The sequence below is a fragment of the Paucibacter sp. TC2R-5 genome (assembly GCF_025717605.1).
In the GTDB taxonomy this organism is placed as follows: Bacteria; Pseudomonadota; Gammaproteobacteria; order Burkholderiales; family Burkholderiaceae_C; genus Paucibacter_A; species Paucibacter_A albus.
The window spans coordinates 198,755-221,839 of the sequence record NZ_JAJIRQ010000007.1 but is presented as its reverse complement, the minus strand read 5'-3'; the positions used below and the strand labels follow the sequence as shown (position 1 = coordinate 221,839).

20 protein-coding genes are annotated in these 23,085 nt (G+C 61.7%); 9 read left to right on the top strand and 11 right to left on the bottom strand.

Translation table 11 applies throughout. The features are described 5' to 3' along the window. Positions 1-279: 279 nt before the first annotated feature. The 3 genes from LNV08_RS17285 to LNV08_RS17275 all read left to right on the top strand — a co-directional run bounded on the left by LNV08_RS17285 (position 280) and on the right by LNV08_RS17275 (position 4,603). Positions 280-888, top strand: coding sequence for a PEP-CTERM sorting domain-containing protein (locus LNV08_RS17285; protein WP_263534977.1), 609 nt, complete (start codon positions 280-282; stop codon positions 886-888). Between the two features lie 119 nt (positions 889-1,007). Continuing rightward, the gene (locus LNV08_RS17280) at positions 1,008-3,851 is read left to right on the top strand and encodes a M4 family metallopeptidase (protein WP_263534976.1); all 2,844 of its coding nucleotides are present in this window, start codon (positions 1,008-1,010) and stop codon (positions 3,849-3,851) included. 128 nt (positions 3,852-3,979) lie between these two features. Then, positions 3,980-4,603: a S1 family peptidase gene (locus LNV08_RS17275; RefSeq protein WP_263534975.1), complete on the top strand. Its 624-nt coding sequence runs from the start codon at positions 3,980-3,982 to the stop codon at positions 4,601-4,603. Here LNV08_RS17275 and LNV08_RS17270 read toward each other — a convergent pair. Beyond that, complete coding sequence (locus tag LNV08_RS17270; protein ID WP_263534974.1) at positions 4,578-5,378, bottom strand: hypothetical protein; 801 nt, start codon at positions 5,376-5,378, stop codon at positions 4,578-4,580. The genes LNV08_RS17275 and LNV08_RS17270 overlap by 26 nt on opposite strands. Further along, positions 5,375-7,198, bottom strand: coding sequence for a caspase family protein (locus tag LNV08_RS17265; RefSeq protein WP_263534973.1), 1,824 nt, complete (start codon positions 7,196-7,198; stop codon positions 5,375-5,377). Before LNV08_RS17265 ends, LNV08_RS17270 begins: the two co-directional genes overlap by 4 nt. Before the next feature lie 113 nt (positions 7,199-7,311). Between LNV08_RS17265 and LNV08_RS17260 the strand changes: the two genes are divergently transcribed. Then, the gene (locus LNV08_RS17260; RefSeq protein WP_263534972.1) at positions 7,312-9,003 is read left to right on the top strand and encodes a CHASE2 domain-containing protein; all 1,692 of its coding nucleotides are present in this window, start codon (positions 7,312-7,314) and stop codon (positions 9,001-9,003) included. Here the strand turns inward: LNV08_RS17260 and LNV08_RS17255 are convergent. Then, positions 8,981-9,235: a hypothetical protein gene (locus tag LNV08_RS17255; protein ID WP_263534971.1), complete on the bottom strand. Its 255-nt coding sequence runs from the start codon at positions 9,233-9,235 to the stop codon at positions 8,981-8,983. The genes LNV08_RS17260 and LNV08_RS17255 overlap by 23 nt on opposite strands. Before the next feature lie 407 nt (positions 9,236-9,642). Here LNV08_RS17255 and LNV08_RS17250 point away from each other — a divergent pair, with 407 nt between their 5' ends. Further along, positions 9,643-10,938, top strand: a complete 1,296-nt coding sequence (locus LNV08_RS17250; RefSeq protein ID WP_263534970.1) for a M10 family metallopeptidase domain-containing protein — start codon at positions 9,643-9,645, stop codon at positions 10,936-10,938. Between the two features lie 376 nt (positions 10,939-11,314). On the opposite strand, the gene LNV08_RS17245 is transcribed toward LNV08_RS17250, so the two are convergent. From LNV08_RS17245 to LNV08_RS17230, 4 genes are read right to left on the bottom strand one after another with little or no spacing between them, the layout of a single operon-like run. Beyond that, positions 11,315-12,484, bottom strand: a complete 1,170-nt coding sequence (locus tag LNV08_RS17245; protein WP_263534969.1) for an ABC transporter permease — start codon at positions 12,482-12,484, stop codon at positions 11,315-11,317. Then, entirely contained in the window at positions 12,481-13,638 is a 1,158-nt protein-coding gene (locus tag LNV08_RS17240) for an ABC transporter permease (RefSeq protein ID WP_263534968.1), read from the bottom strand. The genes LNV08_RS17245 and LNV08_RS17240 overlap by 4 nt, the downstream gene beginning before the upstream one ends. 19 nt (positions 13,639-13,657) lie before the next feature. Continuing rightward, a complete protein-coding gene (locus tag LNV08_RS17235) occupies positions 13,658-14,368 on the bottom strand; it encodes an ABC transporter ATP-binding protein (protein ID WP_263534967.1) in 711 nt (236 codons plus the stop codon). Between the two features lie 6 nt (positions 14,369-14,374). Then, on the bottom strand, positions 14,375-15,646 hold the full coding sequence (locus LNV08_RS17230; RefSeq protein ID WP_263534966.1) for an efflux RND transporter periplasmic adaptor subunit: 1,272 nt from the start codon (positions 15,644-15,646) through the stop codon (positions 14,375-14,377). A gap of 166 nt (positions 15,647-15,812) precedes the next feature. Here LNV08_RS17230 and LNV08_RS17225 point away from each other — a divergent pair, with 166 nt between their 5' ends. After that, positions 15,813-16,322 (top strand): CAP domain-containing protein, encoded by a 510-nt coding sequence (locus tag LNV08_RS17225; RefSeq protein ID WP_263534965.1) that lies wholly within the window; start codon positions 15,813-15,815, stop codon positions 16,320-16,322. 9 nt (positions 16,323-16,331) lie between these two features. On the opposite strand, the gene LNV08_RS17220 is transcribed toward LNV08_RS17225, so the two are convergent. From LNV08_RS17220 to LNV08_RS17205, 4 genes are all read right to left on the bottom strand, one after another. Next, positions 16,332-16,997 carry a response regulator gene (locus LNV08_RS17220; protein ID WP_263534964.1) on the bottom strand — a complete coding sequence of 222 codons (666 nt, stop codon included), beginning with the start codon at positions 16,995-16,997 and terminating at the stop codon, positions 16,332-16,334. Positions 16,998-17,033: 36 nt separating this feature from the next. Next, the gene (locus LNV08_RS17215) at positions 17,034-18,308 is read right to left on the bottom strand and encodes a sensor histidine kinase (RefSeq protein WP_263534963.1); all 1,275 of its coding nucleotides are present in this window, start codon (positions 18,306-18,308) and stop codon (positions 17,034-17,036) included. 68 nt (positions 18,309-18,376) lie between these two features. Continuing rightward, complete coding sequence (mnmA, locus tag LNV08_RS17210; RefSeq protein WP_263534962.1) at positions 18,377-19,510, bottom strand: tRNA 2-thiouridine(34) synthase MnmA; 1,134 nt, start codon at positions 19,508-19,510, stop codon at positions 18,377-18,379. A 23-nt stretch (positions 19,511-19,533) separates the two neighbouring features. Continuing rightward, on the bottom strand, positions 19,534-20,034 hold the full coding sequence (locus tag LNV08_RS17205; RefSeq protein WP_263534961.1) for an NUDIX hydrolase: 501 nt from the start codon (positions 20,032-20,034) through the stop codon (positions 19,534-19,536). A 116-nt stretch (positions 20,035-20,150) separates the two neighbouring features. Here LNV08_RS17205 and LNV08_RS17200 point away from each other — a divergent pair, with 116 nt between their 5' ends. Genes LNV08_RS17200 through LNV08_RS17190 form a run of 3 tightly spaced genes read left to right on the top strand, consistent with a single transcriptional unit; the run spans position 20,151 to position 23,018 of the window. Then, the gene (locus LNV08_RS17200; protein ID WP_263534960.1) at positions 20,151-21,272 is read left to right on the top strand and encodes a Re/Si-specific NAD(P)(+) transhydrogenase subunit alpha; all 1,122 of its coding nucleotides are present in this window, start codon (positions 20,151-20,153) and stop codon (positions 21,270-21,272) included. Positions 21,273-21,276: 4 nt separating this feature from the next. Beyond that, positions 21,277-21,594 carry an NAD(P) transhydrogenase subunit alpha gene (locus LNV08_RS17195; RefSeq protein WP_263534959.1) on the top strand — a complete coding sequence of 106 codons (318 nt, stop codon included), beginning with the start codon at positions 21,277-21,279 and terminating at the stop codon, positions 21,592-21,594. Next, positions 21,591-23,018, top strand: a complete 1,428-nt coding sequence (locus LNV08_RS17190) for an NAD(P)(+) transhydrogenase (Re/Si-specific) subunit beta (RefSeq protein WP_263534958.1) — start codon at positions 21,591-21,593, stop codon at positions 23,016-23,018. The genes LNV08_RS17195 and LNV08_RS17190 overlap by 4 nt, the downstream gene beginning before the upstream one ends. Positions 23,019-23,085 lie beyond the last annotated feature (67 nt).

Below are 23,085 nucleotides of genomic sequence, written 5' to 3'. Positions count from 1 at the left end.
GACCTACAGCGTTGCTTGTCCGTCCCGCTTTGGGTGGCGCTGGTTTGTCGCGTTATGAAACGAAAGCTCGCATCAGTTTCGACTTTCGTTTAATCCATTAAACCGCATTTTTCTTGTGCGGCACATAGAGAGTTTCCCCGCCGTATTTCCCCTCTCATGACATACCCTTCCCGCAGGCTCGGGGTGCTCAAGCGGCAGGAATAATGGAAACATCCGGTTACGAAGTCCGATCAGGATTCCGAACCGTGTTTCTCTATCAACCCCCACAAAGGTTTCTCTATGCAGCCCAAATTCCGTCTCTATGTGGCCGCCGCGCTGGCTTCCATGTCCGCGGCGTCGTTCGCGACGACCACGGTTCACACCTCCTCGGCATCGTTTCTCGGCCATGTCTCCGCGGGTGCCTATACCGAAAACTTCGACGCGGTCGATCAAGGCTCGCTGCCCTTGGGGCCGGTAAATTTCAGCGCTGGGGGTTTCTCTTACGACGTCTCGGCGTTTGGTGACCTGTTTGCTTCTGGTGGAGCCTTGGGCACCAGCAACTACAACAAGGCTTTGACGATCACGTTCGGCGGCGCCAATGTGACCGCTGTTGGTGGCAACTTCTTCGCCACTGACGATGCCGGACAAATCCAGAGCTTGTCGCTGACGCTAACTCTGAGCGACGGCACGGTGACAAGCTTCCAGCCTAGTTCAATGCTCGACAGCTATCGTGGTTTCACTTCGGACCTTGCCATTACATCGCTGGTCGTGAGTGGCCCCGGTGCGGCGAGCTACGGCAATATTGACAACCTGACCGTGGGTGTGAGCGCCGTTCCCGAGCCAAGCAGCCTGGCTTTGCTGGGACTCGGCCTGACTAGCTTTTTGCTGGTTCGCCGCCGCTCTATCTGATCGTTGACGGGCTTTAGCGGATAGAGGCGTACTCCTCGTCTGGGGCTAGGCCCGGTAGTTATTGGCGCTTGCGCCCTCAACCATTGAAGTGCAGCACAGATGCTGTACAAGGAAACATTATGTCCAGAACCAAATTCCGTGTTTCGCTGATGACGCTTGCCGTCGGCATGGCCATGTCCGCCCAGGCTCAAACCAGCTTGAAGGGGCAAAACGAAGCCATTGCTCGCCTTACCGCCAACACCGGCAACGGTACCGAAGTAGCGATTCACACAGCCACTGGGGCGGCCCGGTTTGTCCGCGTGGCGCCCGCATCCAAGCTCAGCGCCGCCTCCGGCCTGCGCGCGATCGCACCGGTCGCCAACGAGGCCAGTTCGATTCAGGTCTTGAGCGAATATGCCGGCCTGTTCGGCATCAGCAATGCTTCGAGTGAGTTGGGCGCCGCGCGCGTTCAATCCGATCGTCTGGGTGGCACCCACTTGACCCACAAGCAGTTCTACAAGGGCGTGCCAGTCTTTGGCGCCGAGTTGAAGACCCACTTTGACGCTGGGCACAATTTGACTGCCATCAATGGCACCTTCGTCCCAGGCATTGAACTCAATGTGACACCCACGAAAGCAGCCAAGCAGGCCAGCGCAACGGCCTTGGCTATTGCTTCCGCCGAGCGCGCAGGCAAGAAGTTGACCGCCGGCAAGCCGGAGCTGATGGTCTTCCGCGATGGCCTGGCCAAGGGTGTCGTTGGCGCCAACTACCTGGTGTGGCAGGTTGAAGTAGGCAACGGCGTGGACGTGCGTGAGTTCGTTTTTGTTGACGCGCACACCGGCAAGTTGGTCGAGCGCATCACCGGCATTCACGACGCTATGAATCGCCGCGCCTATGACGGCGCTGGTGTAGCAACGCCTGGCCCTAACTATCCAAACAATCCGTTCTGGAAGGAGGGCGATCAACTACCGACGCAGAACACCGAGGCCGACAATATGATCTATGCCTCCGAGGATACTTACAAGTTTTTCAAGAACGCCTTCGGCCGTGATTCCTTTGACGGCAATGGCGCCACCATGCACGCCGTGTTCAACCGTGGCGGTGCTGGTGCGTGCCCGAACGCCTCTTGGAATGGCACCTTGATCTCGTTCTGCCCAGGGATTACCACCGACGACGTGACCGCGCACGAGTGGGCGCATGCCTATACCCAGTACACCCATGGGCTGATTTACGCGTATCAGTCGGGCGCCCTCAATGAAGCCTATTCGGACATCTGGGGTGAAACGGTTGACCGCATCAATGGACGCGGCGGCGATGCACCAAACTCGGCGCGTACAGCGGGAGCTTGTACGGCTTCTACAAAGGTCGCGCAAGTCTCTATCGCTGCACCGGCGGCAGTTGCTGGCGTCAAATTGACTGGTACGACGACATTCGGCCCGCAAGTGTTCAATCAGCCCGGTAGCGTGGTTGGCGTACAAGTCGGATTGGTTAATGCTAATGCTGGAAATGCTATTGTGTCGGCATGCGGTTCGGGCTTTTCTGGTGGAGTCGACCTTGTCGCCGGCTCACTGACCGGCAAGATCGCCTATATCGATCGCGGCACCTGCGCCGCAAGCATCAAGGTCAAGAATGCGCAAAACGCAGGGGCTATCGGTGTCATTATTGGTAACAACCAAGGTGCCACAGTTGCTCCCAACTTTACCGGGGACGACGCCACCATCACGATCCCCTCGCTGACGGTGTCTCAAAACGACGGTACGGCCATCAAAGCCCAATTGGTCAATGGCGTAAGCGCCACGCTGGCCCGCGGACCCGGCAGTGACAACTCTGTCAGCTGGTTGGTTGGCGAAGACTCGACTGCTGTGGGTCTGGTTGGCGCGCTGCGTGATATGTACACCCCAACTTGCTATGGCAACCCAGGCAAAGTTTCCGACGCTCAATACTCTTGCGCGCCGAACACCCAAGCCGGTGACTGGGGCGGTGTGCACAACAACTCCGGCGTGCCAAACCATGGCTACGCCTTGTTGGTGGATGGCGGCACTTACAACGGCCAAACCGTGAACGGTATCGGCCTGACCAAGGCGGCGCATATCTACTTCCGCGCACAGAACATCTATCAAAATCCGGTCAGCAGTTTTGCCGACCATGCCGATGCTTTGAAGATGTCGTGCAGCGACCTGACCGGCAAGAGCCTGAACCACCTGAAGACCGGCGCCGTGTCGGGCGAAGTGATCAGTGCAGCGGATTGCGCGCAAGTCGAGAAGATGGCCTTGGCCGTCGAGTTGCGTAAGCCAGTTGAGCAATGCGGTTACGGTCCGATGCTGGCCAAGACACCGCCGGCGCTGTGCCCAAGCGGCAATCCTTCCTCGCTGCTGTCGGACAACTTTGAGGGCGGCCGTCGCGGCGGTGCCAATTGGTTGGTCAGCTATGCCGGCAACAACCCAGAGTTCACGCCGCGTACCTGGAAGGTTGTCAATAATCTGCTGGGCGGGCGCGCCGGGTCTGCGCTCTTTGCTGCCGACGCAAACATTGGTAAATGTGCGGTCGGCGATAACCAGGCAGGCTTGCAGCGCCTGGAGAGCCCGGAAGTGACGGTCCCTGCCAACGGTGCAAAGCTCAGCTTCGATCACTATGTAGCGACAGAAGCCGGCTACGACGGCGGCAATATCAAGTACAGCGTGAATGGTGGCGCATGGACAGTGGTCCCCGCATCGGCCTTTATCTACAACCCGTACAACATGGCCGCAATGTTAAGTCCGGCTGATGGCAGCGACAGCCCCTTGGCCGGAGAGCCGGGCTTCTCGGGCACAGACGGCGGTCAGTTGGCTGGGTCATGGGGTCGCTCGATCGTCAACCTTTCGGCGCTGTCTGGCGTGACGACTGGCGCCAAGGTCAAGCTGCGCTTTGAAGCAGCGAACGACGGCTGCGGCGGCGCCATCGGTTGGTTCCTGGACGATGTGATGGTTTACAGCTGCAAACCATAAGTCACACCTGAGTCGGCTCGAAGCCGGCTCAGGGCATGCTTCACTGGCTTGAGTTCGACGAAGGGCTTCCATAACAGGGAGCCCTTTTTTCATTGCAGACCCAAATGCTGACCGGGCAGCGATCGTTCTTGAGTTCAATCAATTTGCGGGCCTTGTGCAAATTCACAGTCCCACGCTATAGGGGGCTTGCGCCGAACTGGGTGTTGACGGCGCGCCATGTCGGACTGGGCATTGGGTCGAGCTTCAGCAACGGCTTGGGCAACAGTGTGGTGGCGGCGCGTTACAACGCGGGCAACGGCGTCCAGCTGTCGGATGATCTGGCGCTTTTGCGGCTGACATCTTCGATCGCAGGCCCGCAGCTGGATTTGTGGGCCGATAGTCTGGCGCCGGCTCCTGTGGGTTCTTGGTATTCAGGGCAGGATGCCACCATCGTCAGCGGCGAGAACCACAGCCCTCGTGGCTATGGGTTTACGCAGATGGTGGATTTCATCCCCCAGTTGGACGTCACAGACAACAGTATCAATGACCTCGCGACCGTCAATTACCTGCAGGCGGTCAGCCCTGGCAATGCGGCCCCCTATGTGCAAGGGGGCGATAGCGGTGGCGCTTTGTTCCGTGGCCATGTGACGGATTCGACCTCGGCCTTGTGGGGCATTACCTCGGCGGTTGATGTGACGGCAGGGGTGCATTCATTTTTGCGGGCGCTCTGGTTTGAGCGCCCTTGTTTCAGGGCGTCAGACCGGCGCGAATGATCTCGCGTGCGGCCCATACCTGGCCCTCGTCCACCAGTGCAGCGGCCAAGCGCAGCTGGCGCAGCAGCGGGTCGGGCTCGGCCTGGCTGAGCTGTAGCAACTCTTGCTTGCGCTGCGCGAGCAGCGCTGGGTCCTCGACCACGATTTGCCCCTGGTGACGCTGGCCCGCGTAGTTGAGCGTCCATTGCAGCGTGTTGCCGAGCTTCAGATGTGCTGCGGGCAGGCGCAGCTCTTGCGCTGGACCTTGTTGGCGGTGCACAACTTTGCCCTTCAGACTGAGCTCGAAGCTGGCCAGATCGGCATCGGCCGTCTGGCCCAGCGGCACCAAGAGGTCGGCCAGCGGCTCGGCCAGTCGTCCGCTCGGAATCGCCGTCAGGATGTAGTCCTCGTTGGCGCCGCGCGAGGAGCCGCTGCGCAGGCGCTGACCGCCGTCCAAGACGCTTTTGATCTGCTGCATCAGCTGCGGCACGCCACCGGCATCGGTCGGTGCGTTGCCGGCGCCGACGATCAAGGCGCCGCTGCTGACGCGGCGCATCTCGGGCGCGGCTTGGGAGGCAGCCAAGGCATACACCGCCACCTCGCCGGTGGCGACGCGCAGGCGGCGGCAGTCGGGCGATGACAGCGGCTCGGGGAAGGGTGTGGTGATTTCGCCGGAGCGGTTGATGACACGCGCCGTCGCGTCCGCGCCCTTGTACAAGCAGGCCGAGGCGCTGGCCAGCGCCGGCAGACTCAAGAACAGGCTGGCCAGCAGGCGGCGATTGTTCACCCGCTTCATTTGGCACGCACCAGGAAAACGTCACCGGTCAAATCGCTCTTTTCCATGGGCACCTGCTTGTTCTTGGTCTCCGCCTTGACGGCTTCGCGGACCTTTTTGAAAGTCTGCTCAATACTTTGGTTAGGCACACTGAGCTGCGCGGCGAAATGCTTGCTGAAGACGCTGTTGCGGGCAGTCCCGTCCTCGGCCGTGCTGCCGGGGGAGGTGGCAAACGCGATCAGGCCGCCCTGTGGTACTTGCTTGATGTCGGCCAGGCCGCCGCCGGCCAAGCTGCGGCTGGTGGCCGGCAGCGGGTTGTCGCGGCAAGCGTCGATGACCAAGAGCTTGACGGCCGGAGCGGCCACTTCGAGCTGGGCCACGATGTCGGCCAGCTGCACGCTGCCTTGATCGCGCACATCGTCGATCGAGCGCATCTTGGCGTTGTCCACCGGCATCAGGAAGTTCTCGCCGTCGGCCTGGATGGCGTGGCCGGCGTAATAGAACAGCGCGATGTCGGCACCCTTGGCGCGCTTGGCGAAGTCGCGTGTCGCGGTGGCAAAGCGGGCCGAATCGACGTTCTCTAGGGTCAGCACATCAAAGCCGATGCGGGTCAGTTTGTCGCCCACCAAGCGGGCATCGTTGACCGGGTTGACCAGCGCGCTGCGTTGATAACGTGCGTTGCCGATCACCAAGGCGACGCGCCGGCCGTCGCCCTTGATGGCGGGCGCTTTGCTCAGCTGCGTGCCGGCCAGATCGGCCGGCATGAAGGCGACCGGGTTCTCGCGGATGGCTTTTTCGGTGATGGCAATGCGCCGGTCTATTTGCGAGTTAGGCGCATTGATCAACTCCGACGCACGCCGGTAGCCCTGAGAGGCGCGCAGCAGGTCGCCGCGAACTTCGGCGCAAAAAGCGTTGTTGAAGGTCAGCGCCGGGGACTCCTTGTGATCGAGGTAAAGCTCCTCGAAACGCCGGCAGGCTTCGTCCATGCGCTTGGCCTCGGCGAACTTGACCGCCGCGTCAAAGTCCTTGCGCTGCGCGGCCGGCAGGCCTGCATCGGCGCTCATCAAGTCAAGCGGCCGCAGCTCATAGGACGGCGCCAGCACCCGCATCACATTGGCGCCGGTGTTCTGCACTGCATTGGCGGTCAATTGCTTGGGGTCGACACGTGCCACATTGGTCTCGTCGGAGCACAGGCGTTGCGCGCTCTCGCCGCCGACGCTGTCGGTGAAGATGCTGCGCTTGTCGCTGCTGCGGAACACCTTGATGCGGGCAGCAGCCAGGCCGCGCGTCTCTATGCAAGTGACGCGTGTGCTGCGTACTTGCTCCTTCGGGCAGGCTTTCAAGAATTTGGTCTGCACCGCGCAGGTGCTGCGCTCTTCGGTCGAGTTGCTGCTGCGTACTTCGCTGACGCCGCCGCTTACCAGGACCAAGGCCTCGGCACCGGCCTTGGCGGCCAGCTCGGCCAACTGCGCGTCAGACGGTGTGCCGTTGATGCGGCCGCCCATCTGCACCTTGCTGTAAAACGGCCGCTCCGCGATGCGCAGCTTGCTCATCGCGCTTTCCAGATCCATCGCGATATGGGCCGAGACTTCATTGCCGTCCGACAGAATCAACACCGACCTCAGGCTGCCTGCGTCGGCGTTCTTGGGCGGCAGCAAAAAGGTGATCTTGGGCGCCACCGCGTCGCTCAAGGTTTGACCCATGTCGTTGACAGCCGTGCTCACGGTCGCCAAGCAACCGGCCAACAAGGTGGCGAACAAACCGACTAACAAGAGAGCCGGCGTCAGCCTGGCGGCCCGTCGAACTTGTGCGATAGGCAGACGAGACTGATGACGATGCATGCGGGAATCCTGATGTTGCAGACGGCTGACGGAATGTCACGTTGATCTTGACGCGTAACCGCAAGTTATGACGGCTTGATGGCATAGTGCCGCCATTGAACCGGCTTATCAAGATGAAATCTTCTCCTGCAGGCCTGACGGGTCGTTTACAGCAGCGCCTAAGCGGCTTTTTGTTGCTTTTGCGCGTACCCGACGAGTTCTGGTCGCTCTGGGGCGCGCGCATCCTCAATGCGGTGCTGATGTCGGCCATCGTCGCGTTTTGCCTGAAGCCTTTCGAGACCGGCGTGCGCGAGTTCGTCGACGCCAATGTGCAGATGAGCTTGCTGGCGCGGCTGGGTCATGCAGACAAGCTGCCGCCTGTGTGCGCGGGCCGAACCTTGGACTGCATTTCGGTCATCGGCATTGACGATGCCGAGCATCGCAATATCTTTCAGCAGCGCTCGCCGCTCGACCCCGACAAGCTGCGCGAGCTGTTCGATGCGCTGCAGAGCGCGCCGCCCAAGGTGCTGGCGATCGATCTCGACTTGTCGCCGGCCGCACCGGATGAATGGCCGGCGCGGCGCCGCTTGTTTGACAGCTTGCAAAGACTTTCGCGCCTGACCCAGCTGGTGATGGTCTGCCCGCAAGGCTATACGGGCGGCGACCCCGGCGCTTTGGATCAAGATTGGCTGGCGCTGTTTGGCAGCGAGGTTCAATTCGCTTCGCCGGATCTGAGCGAGAACGGCCTCTACTTCGACCGCGGGCAAGGCCTGACCCCCTTGGGTGTGGCGGCGGCCGAGCTGAGCCGTGAGCCCATACAGGCCCAGCGCGGCGAGGCCAAGGACTGGCATGCGGCCTGTCTTGGCGCACGCGTCTCGGCCCATGGCCCAGAGCTGCGCGTGATTCGCCCGGCTGCGGTCGAAAGCCTGAATTTCAGCCAAGCGCTGCTCAAACCCGAGGCCTTGGCCGGGCGCCTGGTCTTGTTGGGTGGCAAATGGGGCACTGGAGACCAATTCCTGCTGCGCGGGCAAAGTGAGTCCTTCTATGGCGTCGGCCTGCATGCCTGGGTCGCTGCGACCGAGCTGGCGCCCTTGTTTGAGCCGCCCAAGGTGGCGGAGTTGGTGATCGAGGTCTTGGTGGGCTTGTTGTCGGGCCTGTATTTCGCAGCAGTCTGGGCCGCCATCGTGCGCAGCCGCCATTCTTTTGCTCGCCGCTCCTTCTACTACCTCTGCTTTTTAGGCGGCGCTTTGATCCTGCCCTTGGCTTGGGTGATGACGACGGCACGCCTGGCTGAATTCGGCGTCGTGCTGGGCACAGCCGGGATGATTCTGTCGGCGGCGGCGGATAGTTTTCTGTCTGCACATGAGGGCTATTTGGAAACCGAGCATGGCGAGGAAGATAGGCAGGAAGGGGGCGCGAGTGGCCGGCGTTTCTGGGTCTATATCCTGGCCTGGGGCAGCGGCGCGGCGCTTCTAGGCTTGACCCTGCTGCACGGCGAATCCTGGCTCGCCTGTTTGACGGCGGGAGTCGCCTTTGGCCTGCTGATTGCGCGCATCGATGCGACCGCGCCCACGCCTGGCTCCGCGCACGTGTCAGCGCATGGTCATCAAGATCCGCACCCCGAAAGCCTGCTGGACTTGGTCGCTCGCCTGTTTTGGCTGCTGATCAAGTTGGCCGCGCTGTGGCTGGCCATGAGTCATGCCCATGGCCATGAGGCTTGGGCAGTCTGGGCGATGTTCGGTGGTTTTTTGCTGGCCTGGAGCTTGGGGTTCTTGCTCAGCCGGACGCGGCCCGGGCCGGCCCTTAAAGGCAGCGAATCAGTTTGATCTTGACGCCTTTGCGCAAGCTGAAGATCTCTGGTGCTGCGGCGCGGGCAGTCTGAATGGACAGGGTCATGCTCAAGCCATCGGGTTTGACTTCGCCCGCGTAGCGGGCCTTGTTGTCGGCACCCTTGGTGGCTCCGGCAGCTGCGGGGTTAGCGTCGGCAAGATCGGGCCCGGGCTGGTGTTGAATGAATTGACCGGCCACCACAAAGCGGCCATCTGTGTCCAGGTGCAAGGGGCTGCTGAAGCTGCCGCTGGCGCAGTTTTGTATTCGACGAAGCGCTGAGGCTCACTGCTGATCTGCGGAAAATGCCTGCGTCACGTTCATGTGGATCTCCTGCTCGACGTTCTGTCCAACTGATGCCTTGGGCTCGCCGACGAAGCAATGCAGGTTCGAATGTTCGGGTAATTACTCCCTTTGAATAAGGGGGAGGGGGATGTCCTTATGTCTCGGCCCAATAATTTGTCTATGCTTAGTCACGTCGGAGGAGTAGGCCTCGGACGCGATTCAAACCACTGCCGGACTCAATTGCCTCAGTTGGCATAGAAGGCTCGCTGAAGTTTGTTCGGTATCTCATTAGATCGATAAGTTGATAAATCGCCTGAATGTTCGGCGCTCAAGCTCAAAGGATTGGAGAAAGCATGAAAAAGACTCACTTCCTTAATTTGGTGGCAGCAGCAGCCGCCGCTGCATGTGTGTTGCCTGCTGGCGCCGCCAACATCGTGTTGATTGACAGCAGCAACAGCTTCTCGAGCTCGCCGAATGGTGCCGCAGCATTGTTTGCGTTCCAGAAGGCTGCCAATTACTGGAACCAGACGTTAACCAACAACGTCACCGTCAATATCGAAATTGGCTTCAAAGCATTGAATCCCGGCGTGCTGGGTCAAGCTGGCAGCGAAAGCCGCGTCGTCTCGACCGCTGACGTATACGCTGGCTTGGCCGCAACAGGAACGACCGCACTGGATGCTATTGCCGTGGCTAATCTGTCCAAGTTGAATGCGGGCGGCGGCGTGAGTATGCGCACCAATCAGTTCTATGACGTGGCCAACAAAATTGGCGTTGCAGACAACATCACGACCTTGCGCAGCGGCAACCTGAACATCAACAATTACCTAGACGTCAACCAGTCGGTAATCAAGGCGCTGGGTTTGACTTCCAAGGTCGCTCCGCTGTCAAAATACGATGCCAGCATTACTTTCAGCAACCAGTTTGCCTTCGACTTTGACCCCACGAATGGCGTTACTGCTGGCAGCTATGACTTTACTTCGGTGGCTGTTCACGAACTCGGTCATGCGCTGGGTTTTGTGAGCGGTGTCGATACATTTGACCTGGTGACACATGGCAAGGGGCCTTATGCCTCCGCTTTCGAAAATGGCGATTTTGGCACCAAAAACATTACAGATTGGGCCATTGGCAGCACCTTGGATCTGTTCCGTTATGGCAACGCACTTGATCCGGACGGTAAGCACGCAACGCTGCAGTGGTCGGCCAACCGCGCAGCCTTCTTCTCGGTCGACGGCAATAATGTCTTCAGCATTGGCGATGCCAGCAATCAGGAAGCGGCCACTTTCTCGACGGGTCGTTATACCGGCGACGGTCAACAAGCCTCCCATTGGAAAGACAACGTCGCGTTCGTTGATCCGGATTCGGGTGGCGCATGTATTCAGAGCACGCGCGCGATCGGCATCATGGATCCGACCATGTCGCCTTGCACGGCCGGCAGCGTCAGCCGCAATGACATCGCAGCTTTTGATGCGCTGGGCTGGAATACCAACATCGATGCACTTGCTGACAAGGCCTATAGCGTCGACACCGCTGCGATTTACAAGATGAGTGGTTTGGCTATGGCAGTACCAGAGCCTTCTACCTATGCCCAACTGGGTCTTGGCCTGATGCTGCTAGCTGCTTCGCTGCGCGCGCGTCGCCGCCAAGGCTAATCTTTCGCCCTTTACTAGGGCCGTGATTTGCGGCGTTTGCCGAGTGGTCTGAAGCCAGGGTTTGTTGCGGCAACCCTGGCTTTTTCATGTGGTATGGAAACTGCGATAGATGCGCTTGTATTGGTGCCAGGGCACCGTCTTGATGGCCATGAAGTCTTCGCACTTGCTGAAAAGGTAATAGTTTTCGGCCAGGCCGCCGGCAGATGTGCTCGCAAATTGGCCCACCAAGCGGAAACGTCAGACTGACTCGCCCGAAAGCGTAGTTGTGCAAGGTGCTGGGATGTTGCGCTAGGTAAACGCAGGCCTTGATTCGTATTGATCGCAAGTGCTCACAAGTGTGTCTTCGACGCTGGGCGGCGCACTGCCCGAGGTCAATTCAAGCAGCCCGTAAGCAATCCACTATCTTCATCCGCGCCGCCCCCCAGGCCGGGATGAAGCCGCCGACAAAGCCCATGAACAGGGAGAACAGCAGCGTTTGCCAGACGATGGCTGGGGTTAGCTTGAACTGAAAGGCCAGCTCCGAGAAGGTCTGGAAATTGGTGGTCGAGATATTGACCGTTTGCATCAGCGAGGCGGCGGCGAGTCCAATCAAGCCGCCAACCAAGGCCAAGAGCAGCGACTCCAGCATAAAGGCCAAGAGCACCGCGCCGCGCTGGAAGCCCAAGGCCCGCAAGGTGCCGATCTCACCGACGCGCGAGGCCACCGCCGCGAACATCGTGATCATCGCGCCGACGATGGCGCCGACCGAGAAAATCACCGACAGCGCCGTGCCGAGGATGCTGATGAACTTGGCCAGCGCCTCACTCTGTTCGGCATAAAACACCGCCTCGCGTTTGAGCTCGACTGTCAGGCGCGGGTCGTCGGCGAGCTTGGCCTTGATGGCCTCGAACTGGCTCGCGTCGGCGAGTCTGAACACCACGCTGGAGAAGGCGCCGCGCCGGAAGGCCTGCAGCATTTGCTCGGCATCGCCCCAAATTTCGGAGTCAAAGCCGGTGCGGCCGGCGTCGAACACGCCGACCACCGTCCAGTCGCGGCCGGCGAAGCGCAACGTCTCGCCCAAGCCCGCGCCTTGAAAGCCCTGCGCAATCGCTTTGCCGGTGACGATCTCCGAGGTGCCGGGTCTGAACATGCGGCCTTCTATCATTTGCACCTGCGGGCGCAGTTGCAGGCCGCGCTCGCTGGTGCCCCGCACGGTCACATTGCTGGGTTTGCCGCTGCCGCGCTTAGGTAAATTGTTCAGCACCACCGGCTCCTTGGTGATCAGCGGCTGGCCGGCGGCGTCGGTGGCGATGCCGGGCAGGCTTTCGAGAATGCTGGCCTGGATGCGGTCGATGCCGCTATTGATCTCGGCGCCCGCGCCCTTGCGCAGGGCAATCACGTTGTCGGGCTGGCCGGTGGCGACCAGGGTCGCGCGTATGCCTTCGCTCATCATCAAGACGGTGGCGAACACATAGACGACCAAGGCCATGCCGCCGGCCGTCAGCAGCGTGGTGACACGGCGCACCCAAAGGTTGCGGGCGATGTAACTGAGGGGAATCTGTTTCACGCGACGTGCCTCAGCCCTTGAACAATATCAATTCGGCTCATTTTCCAAGCCGGCCAGGCCGCAGCCACCGCGCCGACGACCAAGGCCGCCAGCATCTGCAAGCTCATCGTTAGGCCCGAGACATGAAAGGCCGGCAGCAGCGTGCCTATGGCTTTGCCGAAGCCTGCCGCCAGCGGCAGCGTCAGCAACAAACCGGCTAGGCCACCTAGCAGCGCGATCAAAAGACTCTCACCGAACAAGAGCTTGACGACAAAGCTGGGCGCGAAGCCCAAGGCCTTGAGCGTGGCGTATTCGGCCAGGCGTTCGCGGGCGGTCATGGTCATGGTGTTGGCCATCACCGCCATGATGATGACGACGATGATGTAGCTGACCGCTTCGATCGCCAGCAAAATCGCCTCGCTCATCGACACAAAGCTGAGCTGGAAGGCCGACTCGGTTTCGGTCAGCGTTTCGGCCAGCGAGTTCTTGAAGCCGGCGTCGACCCGCTGCGAGATCAGCGCAGCGTTTTGCGGGTCCTTGATGCCGATGATGTAGACGCCCACCGCATCGGCCCGTTTGGGTGCCAGCTTGCGGATCGACTCATTCAGAAAGGCCCAGTGAAACAGCAGCTGGCTTTCGTCCGTCTTGGCCTCGGCGCCGTCCCAGATGCCGCGCAGCGTGAAGGTCCAGGTACCCGGATAAATGGTGCCGCGAATGGGGATCTGGTCGCCGACCTTCCAGCCGTATTTATCGGCCAGCTTGCGCCCGACGATGGCGCCTTGGCGGTCGCGCAAAAAGGCCAGCCGTTCCGCATCGCTGAGCCGGTACTCCGGGTAGAGCGCCAAGTAACTGGCCGGCTCGACGGCAAACTGCGGGAAGAAATTGCGCTCGGTCAGGTAGACGCCGCCGAACCAGTTTGACCAGGAAATGCTGCTGACCCCGTCCACACCCTTGAGCCGCTGCGCGTAGTTCATCGGCAGCGGGAAGGTCAAGGAGATCGCGCTGCGCGTCACCAGGCGCGTGCTGCTTGAACCTTCGACGCCGGCATACCAGGCGCTGATGATGGTGCGCAAGAGCCCAAACGCACAGATCGCGACCACCAGACCGACCATGGTCAGCAGCGTGCGCAGCTTGTGGCGAAAAGCGTTCTTGAGCAGGAGCTTGAAGATGAACATGGCGGCTTTTGCTGAGGCTTCAGGCCTGGGCGTTCATTTCGGCTTCGCTGACCAAGACGCCTTTTTCCAGATGCACCATGCGGCGCGCCCTTGCTGCTGCTTTGGGGTCGTGGGTGACCATCACGATGGTCTTGCCCAGATCTCGGTTCAGCTGCTGCAGTAAGTCCAGGACCTCGGAGCCGGTGACGCGGTCGAGGTCACCGGTGGGCTCATCGGCGACGATCAAGGTCGGGTCACTGACGAGCGCGCGGGCAATCGCGACGCGTTGCTGCTGGCCGCCCGAGAGTTCGTTCGGGTAATGATCCATTCGATCGGACAGTTTCACCATTTCCAGCGCCGCCAGCGCATGCTCACGGCGCTGCCGGGCCGAGAGCCCGGTCAGCAGCAAAGGCAGCTCGACGTTTTCGAAGGCGGTTAAGACCGGCAGCAGGTTGTAGAACTGAAAGATGAAGCCGACATGGGCGGCGCGCCAGTTGGCCAATTGGCCCTCGCTGAGCGTGGCAATGTCGATGCCGCCGATCTCGATGCGCCCGCTGCTGGGCTGGTCAATGCCGGCGATCAAATTCAGCAAGGTGCTTTTGCCCGAGCCGCTCGGGCCCATCAAGGCGACAAAGTCACCGGCCACCACGTCAAGCTGTATGTCCAGCAGGACGGGAATCTCTTGTCCACCGCGTTGATAAGACTTGGACAGGTCGCGGATGCGGATCAGCGCTTCTTGGTCTGCACTCATGGCGCTTTACTTCGCCGCCAGCGTCACTTGGCCGCCGTCTTTGAGCTTGGCGCTGGGCGCCAGCACAATCCGGTCGCCCGATTTGACGGCGCCTGTCACTTCCACCACATCGCCGAGCTTGCGGCCGACCTTGACCTCGACCGCCTCAAGCAACTCTTTGTCACCGTCGCGCTTGATGCGCAGCAGCCATTGCTTGCCGTCTTTGTCCAGCAAGGTCTTGGGGTTGACGGCCAAGACCGGCTGCTGCTCGGCCGGTTTCGGTGCCTTGGACAGAAAGCTGACCTTGGCGCTCATCTCGGGCAGGATGCGCGGGTCGAGTTTGTCGAAGCGGATCTTGGTCATCACCGTGGCCTTGGCGCGGTCCACCGTCGGCACAATGCCGGCAACCTGGCCGGTGAAGCGCATGTCGGGCAGCGCGTCCAGCGTGATCTCGACCGGCTGGCCTTTGGTCGCTTTGGCGAGGCTGCCTTCGGACACATCGGCCTCGACCTCTAGCGTGCTCAGGTCGGCCATGGTGACGACCGCGCCTTGCGAGCCAGAGGCATTGGAGAAGGGCGTGATCATGTCGCCGACATTGGCGTTCTTGTTCAGCACCACGCCGTCAAAAGGCGCGCGGATCTCGGTGTAGTCACGAGCGACGTTTTGCACCGCCAGCAAGGCCTGCGCCTGGCCCTGGCTGGCCTGCGCCTGACCCACGCTGGCCTGTGCTGCGGCCACGCCGGCGCGGGCGGCGTCAAGCCGGCGCTGGTTGGCGTCCAGTGCTTGAGCCGAGACAAAGCCCTGAGCCTGCAAGCTTTTGCTGCGCTGCATTTCGGCCTCGGCATTGCCGAGTTCAACGCCGGCTTGTTGTGCCTGCGCCTGCGCTTGGCGCAGGCCCGCTTCGGCCTGGCGCACGCCGGCCAAGGCCGTGCCAATCGAGGCTTGCACATCGCTGGCGTCGAGGCGCGCGATCAGATCGCCCTTTTTGAGCAGGCTGCCCTCGCGCACATTCAGCTCGATCAGTCGGCCGCTGCCCTTGGAGGCCACGGCCGCGCGGCGTTGCGCGACCACGTAGCCGGAGGCCGTCAGCTGCAGGTATTGCTGCGAGGGGTAGCTCTGCAGCACGGTGCTGGCTTGGACTTCGGGCTTGGACGGCATCAAGAACATCGCCGTCGCGCCCAAGGCCAGGGCGCCGCCCAAGACCCAGGGCCAGGTCTTGCGTGGCCGCTTGCTCTTGGCCGTAGGCGCCTGGCGGTCAATCTTCAATTGACCCAAAGATGCGGAAGTTGCGTCAGCCATAGTGGGAGTGATGTCTCAATTTGAATGAACGGAGCGGATCTTGCCATGCGCGCCGGGGTTTTGCTGTGCCAAGAGATGAAAGGCCTCGGGCCGGCGCGAGTGGCGACTTTGGCGGATGGGCGGTTAGGATTCGCGCTCTACCGCACCAGCCCTGTTTGCCCCGTCCATGTTTTCGAGAACTTTGTTTGCGCTGCTTGTGGCTCTTGGGGCTACGCCGGCCTGTGGTCAAGAGGCTGAGCTCGGCTGCCAAAACAAGGTTCCGGTCGAGCAAGTGATACAAGATCTGAACGCTTTTCGAGCCCAGCCTCGCAGCTGTGGGTCGCAGGACTTTGGGCCGGCCGGCCCGCTGCGCTGGGAGGGCCGGCTGGCGCAGGCGGCACAAAGCCATGCGACCGAGCTGGCGCAGGGCGAGCAGCTCAACCACCGGTCGACCAATGGCCGCACGCTGCGGGAGCGGCTGCGTGCAAGCGGCTACCTGGCCTACCGTGTGGGCGAAAACCTGGCCGCAGGCCAAGAGAGCCTGGACGAAGTGCTGCAGACCTGGATCGTCAGCACCAAGCATTGCGAAAACATCATGCAGGCCGACTTTCGAGACGTCGCGCTGGCTTGCGCTAGCGGGCCCGGCAAATATGGGAATTACTGGGTGCTGAATCTGGGCCGCAGCATCAGCGAGTGAGGCTAGGTTCTAAATCCAGCCCAGGTCAATTGCGCGCAGCACCGCTTGCGTGCGGTCGCGCACACCCATCTTGGAGAACACCGAGGAGCAGTGGTTCTTGATCACGCCCTCGCTATTGCCCAGCAGCGCGGCGATCTCGGTATTGCTGCGCCCGCTGGCCACCAGGCGCAGCACTTGCAACTCCTTCGGTGACAGCGGGTCGGGCTGCTCTGTCGCGACAAAAGAGCGCTCGGCCGCCGCGACCGGCCGCTCCATGCGTGCCGTCAGCGAGGGCCGCAGCGCGGTGCCGCCGTTCATCACCTCGCGCAGCGAAGCCAGCAAGGTGTCGGGGCTGATGGCCTTGAGCAAAAAGCCGCGCGCGCCGGAGCGCACCGCTTCGTCAAAAATACCGGCGTCGTCAAAGGTGGTCAGCAAGACGACGGGGATGTTGAGCCCGCGCGCCGCCAGCGCACGGATCAGGCCCAGCCCGTCCAGCCTGGGCATGCGCATGTCCGACAGCACGATGTCGGGCGTTTGCTCCAGCCCTTGGGCGGCGATCATGTCCAGCGCCTCGGCGCCGTCGCTGGCCTCGCCGACGATGCGGATTTCGTCGCTCAGGGCCAACAGCCCTTTGAGCGCCTCGCGCACGAGCTGCTGGTCTTCGACCAGCAAGAGTTTGATCAGCGGTTTACTCATACCGTCCTTCCAGTAAATTCAAGGAGTCGCCTGCGCTCAGGACGAGGGATTCATCTTGGGGTCGCGTGGGCAGCGCAGCTCAATTCTGAAGCCGGGGCTGCTGCGGGTCACGTCCATCCGTCCGCCCAATTCTTGCATTCGTTCGTTCATGCCTTGCAGGCCGTTGCCGGCTTTGTGCTGCGGCGCGCCGCGGCCATCATCGTCGATGCTGACGCATACCTCCGGGTTTTCTTCACCTGGTGTGAGGTCGGCTTGCAAACTCAGGCTGATGCGCACCGTGGCGGCGCGGGCGTGCCGCACGCTGTTGGTGACGGCCTCCTGCACGCAGCGCAAGAGCGCATGGGCCACGCGCGGGCCAAGGTCGCGCGCGGCCGGGGCGATGTCGAGTTCGATGCGGGTGCTGGCGATGCCTTCGGCCAGCGCTTGCAGCGCGGTCGTGAGGTCGATGCGCGGCGCGCTGCGCTGCTGGGACACTGCGTCGCGCACATCGGCCAGCAGGCCGGCGGCGTTCTCGCGCGCCTTGTCTACCGCCAGCAGCGCGCCACCCGTGTCGTGGCGCTGCAGCAAGGCGCTGCCCAGTTGCAGCTGCAGGTTCAAGGCCGTCAGGTGATGGCCGACCACATCGTGCAACTCGCGCGCCATCATGGCCCGCTCGCTATAGCGCAGCTGTTCGGCCTGCAACTGCTCGCCGCTCAGGCGCTCGGCCAACATCACCTGCAACCAACGGCGCTTTTCGGCCTCGGCGGCCACCATGCGGCCCAGGCCAAAAGCCATGCCGTGCAGGGCCACCATCGCCATCAGCAGGCCCAAACTGTCCAACCAAGCGGGTACGGCGCTGTCAGGCTGTACCAAGGCGGGCAGCGGCAGCAAGCGGTAAAGGGCCAGGTTGATGGCAATTTGCGCCAGGGCAAACAAGAAAGCCGGGCGGGCGCGCAGCAAGACCGCCGCCAGGGCGGTGACCAAAAACGGCAAGCCAGGCGTCACGCTGATGGCTAAAAGATTGACCACAATCAGCCGCGCCAAAGCATGGCGGGGCGGCTGGTCGGCGCTGGCGTCGCGGGCCAAGCACCAGTAGGCCCAGGCGAACAAGAGCACCAAGAAAAAGCAGCCGATCAGCAGCAGCGCATCATTGCTGGCGCCGCCCAAGCGCATATACAAGGCGGCAACCGCGCCGTCATAGGCATCGGTTTGAAAGCCCAGCAGGGCCGCAACCGTGGCGGCCAGCTCCAGTAAGCAGACAGCCAATACGGCGACGCGCAGCGCCACGCTGGGCTGGGCGAAGCGCGCGAGCAAGCGGTCAAAGGTATTCAAGTGGGGGCCGATTTCTGCAAAAGGGCGCAAGGTTGACACAGGACGGCGAGCTTGCCCCGTGTCCTTGGTCATGGCTGGGCGATGACTTGCGCAATCACGCCGCCGCCCAGGCAAACCTCGCCGTCGTAGAGCACCGCGCTCTGGCCTGGCGTGACCGCCCACTGCGCCTGCTCGAACTGCAGCTTGAAATGTGCCGCATCGGGGTTTGACGGCATGAACTCGCAGGCTGCATCGCTTTGCCGGTAGCGGGTCTTGGCGGCGACGTGGCCGCGACCGGGGGGCTGCGCGCTGGTCCAACTGATGTCGTCGGCGGTCAGCGTGTGGCTGAGCAGCCAAGGGTGTTGATGGCCTTGCACGGCATACAGCGTGTTGTTGGCCATGTCTTTTTTGGCCACAAACCAGGGCTCATGGTCGCCGCCACCGCGCGGCGCACCCTTGTCTTTCAGCCCGCCGATGCCCAAACCCTGGCGCTGGCCCAAGGTGTAGAAAGACAGACCCACATGCTCGCCAATCTTGCGGCCGCGCTCGTCCTTGATGGGGCCGGGTTGATGGGCCAGGTAGCGATTCAAGAACTCCCGGAACGGCCGCTCGCCGATGAAGCAGATGCCGGTCGAATCCTTTTTGCGGGCGTTGGGCAGTTTGATCTCGTCGGCGATGCGCCTCACCTCGGTCTTGTGCAACTCGCCGACCGGGAACAGCGTCTTGGCCAATTGAGCCTGGTTCAGGCGGTGCAGGAAATAGCTTTGATCCTTGCTGTTGTCGACGCCTTTGAGCAACTGCACTTGCCCATTCAACTCGCGAACCCTGGCGTAGTGACCCGTTGCAATTTTCTCCGCGCCCAGCCGCATCGCATGGTCCAAAAAGGCCTTGAACTTGATCTCGGCATTGCACAGGATGTCGGGGTTAGGCGTGCGGCCGGCCTCGTATTCGCGCAAAAAGGTCGCAAAGACGCGGTCTTTGTAGTCGGCAGCGAAGTTGACATGCTCGATCTCGATGCCGATCACATCGGCCACGGCCGCCGCGTCGACGAAGTCGATGTTCGACGAACAGTATTTGCCGTTTTCGTCATCGCTGTCGTCGTCTTCCCAGTTCTTCATGAAGATGCCGATCACCTCATGGCCCTGCTGTTTGAGCAGATAGGCGGTGACGGCGGAGTCCACCCCGCCTGAGAGACCGACGACGATTCTTTGCTTCTGAGTCATGTGGGCGATTGTCCCGCAAGCTGTCAGCCCTTGATCAGCGGTGAGTAGAGCGAGGGGTCAATATGAATGGCATCCAAGGGCAATCGCTTGCCGGCCAAGTGATCTTCTATGCAGCGCAGCACCAAGGGGCTGCGGTGGCGAGTGGCGCTGGCGCGAATCTCGTCCACCGTCATCCACAGCGTGCGATGGATGCCGTGATCCAGCGTGCGGCCTTGGATCACCTCGCCCACGCTGCCGCTGAAAGCCAGCCGAATATAGGTGACATCCTCGCCGAGCTTGCCGCGTACAAAGCGCGCCATATAGAGGCCCAGCAAGGACTCGGGCACAAAGTCGCGGGCGGTTTCTTCCAGCGCCTCGCGCACCACGCCCTCCAGCGGTGATTCGCCCGGATCCAGATGCCCGGCCGGGTTGTTCAACTGCAGGCCTTCGGGCGTTTCTTCTTCGACCAGCAAATAGCGGCCGCCTTGCTCTATAACCGCCGCGACCGTCACCGCCGGCTTCCAACGCTCATTCTTGGTGGACATCTCTAACTCCGTTGTACCCAGGCATGTCCGGGTGTCATCAAGAGCATCTATTGTGTAAGCTCCGCACGGCTTAGCACCCGGTGAGTGCCCGGTGCGGGCTCTGGAGGGGAAAATTCATGCTGATAGGTGTTCCGCGCGAGAGCGCAGTCGGGGAAACGCGCGTGGCCATCACGCCCGAGACCGCCAAGAAGTTGAAGGCCCAGGGTCATACCTTGCGCGTCGAGAGCGGCGCTGGCCTGGGCGCCAGCGTCCTTGACGAGGCCTACCAGGCCGCAGGCGCCGAGATCGTCGACCGCGCTGCGGCTTTCGCTGCCGATTTGCTGCTGAAGGTGCGCAGCCCATCGACCGAGGAGTTAGCGCTGGTCAAATCGGGCGCTGCCCTGGTCGGCATGCTCAACCCCTTTGACGCCGACGGTCTGCAAGCGCTGGCGGCGGCCGGCCTGACCAGCTTCGCTTTGGAAGCGGCACCGCGTACCTCGCGGGCGCAGAGCATGGACGTGCTGTCCAGCCAAGCCAATATCGCCGGCTACAAGGCGGTGATGATTGCAGCCGATCGCTATCAGCGCTTTTTCCCGATGCTGATGACGGCGGCCGGCACGGTCAAGGCAGCGCGCGTCGTCGTCCTGGGCGTCGGCGTGGCGGGCTTGCAAGCGATTGCCACGGCCAAGCGCCTGGGCGCGGTGATCGAGGCTTCGGATGTGCGGCCCGCCGTCAAGGAACAAGTTGAATCGTTGGGCGCCAAGTTCATCGATGTGTCTTACGACACCGACGAGGAGAAAGAGGCCGCCGTCGGCGTGGGCGGTTACGCCAAAGCGATGCCGCAGAGCTGGCTGGACCGCCAGCGGGCCGAAGTCGCCAAGCGGGTGGCGCAGGCCGATGTGGTGATCACCACGGCCTTGATCCCCGGCCGCGCCGCACCGGTGCTGGTCAGCGAGGAGATGGTCAAGAGCATGAAGCCGGGCTCGGTGATCGTCGACCTGGCCGCAGCCAATGGGGGCAACTGCCCGCTCACCGAAGCCGGCAGAACCGTCATCAAGCATGGCGTGACGCTGGTCGGTGAGACCAATCTGCCGGCCCTGGTGGCGGCCGATGCGTCGGCACTGTATGCCCGCAATATCCTGGATTTCTTGAAGCTGGTGATCAGCAAAGAAGGCGTGTTCCAGGTCCCGATGGATGACGACATCGTTAGCGCCTGCCTGATGACGCAGGCCGGTGAAGTCAAGAGAAAGAAGAGCTGAAGCCATGGAACAACTCGTTAACCCAACGGTCACCAATCTGATCATCTTTGTGCTGGCGATCTACGTCGGCTACCACGTCGTCTGGACGGTAACTCCAGCGCTGCACACGCCGCTGATGGCCGTCACCAACGCGATCTCGGCCATCGTGATCGTCGGCGCCATGATGGCGGCCGCTCTGACTGTCACCGATCTCGGCAAGTTCATGGGCACGCTGGCTGTGGCCTTGGCCGCGGTGAACGTCTTTGGCGGCTTTCTGGTTACGCGGCGGATGCTGGAGATGTTCAAAAAGAAGGACAAGAAGAATACGGAGGTGAAGAAATGAGCATGAATCTCGTCACCCTCTTGTACCTGTTCGCCAGCGTCTTCTTTATCCAAGCGCTGAAGGGCTTGTCGCACCCGACCAGCTCGATTCGCGGCAATATCTTCGGCATGGTCGGCATGCTGATCGCCGCCGTGACCACCGCCGCCTTGATCGTCAAGCTCGCGCATGGCGAGCTGTTCGGCCTGACTTATGTGCTGGCCGGCCTGGTGATTGGCGGTGGCCTGGGTGCTTATATGGCGCAAAAGGTCGAGATGACCAAGATGCCCGAGTTGGTGGCCTTTATGCACAGCATGATCGGCCTGGCGGCCGTGTTCATTGCGGCCACGGCGGTGTTGGAGCCGGCGGCCTTTGGCATTACTTCAGCGGGTAGCGTTGAGATCCCGGGAGGCAATCGCATCGAGCTGGCGCTGGGCGCCTTCATCGGCGCGGTCACCTTCAGCGGTTCGGTGATCGCCTTCGGCAAGCTGTCCGGCAAGTACAAATTCCGCCTCTTTCAGGGCGCGCCGGTGTCTTTTGCCGGCCAGCACAAGCTCAATTTGGCTTTGGGGCTGGCGGCAGTGATCAGCTGCTACGGCTTTTGGGAAACCCAGTCTTGGGCGGCATTCAATACCATCTTGGTGCTGGGTTTTGCGCTCGGTGTCTTGCTGATCATCCCGATCGGCGGCGCCGATATGCCGGTGGTGGTGTCTATGCTGAACAGCTACTCGGGTTGGGCGGCGGCCGGTATCGGCTTTTCACTCAATAACTCGATGCTGATCATTGCCGGCTCGCTGGTGGGTTCATCGGGCGCGATCCTGAGCTACATCATGTGCAAGGCGATGAACCGCAGCTTTTTCAATGTGATCTTGGGCGGCTTTGGTGGCGATGCGACCGCTGCGGCGGCCGGTGGTGCGGTGCAGCGCTCGGTCAAGAGCGGCAGTGCCGACGACGCGGCCTTCATCATGGGCAATGCCGAGACCGTCATCATCGTGCCGGGCTACGGCCTGGCCGTGGCGCGCGCCCAGCATGCGGTCAAGGAGTTGGCGCACAAGCTGACCGAGCGCGGCGTCAAGGTCAAGTACGCGATCCATCCGGTGGCGGGCCGCATGCCCGGCCACATGAATGTGCTGTTGGCCGAGGCCGAAGTGCCTTATGACCAGGTCTTCGAGATGGAAGACATCAACGCCGAGTTCGCGCAGGCCGACGTGGCCATCATCCTGGGCGCCAATGACGTGGTGAACCCGGCCGCCCATGTCAAGGGCAGTGCGATCTACGGCATGCCTATCCTGGAGGCCTACAAGGCCAAGACCATCATCGTCAACAAGCGCTCGATGGCGGCGGGTTATGCGGGCCTGGACAACGAGTTGTTCTATATGGACAAGACGATGATGGTGTTCGGCGACGCGAAGAAGGTGGTGGAGGATATGTTGAAGGCGGTGGAGTGAAAGCGGTGGAGTGAAGGGATTTTGGGTAGCTGTCACTAGACGGCCGGCGCTATCGCTTCCCCCTATG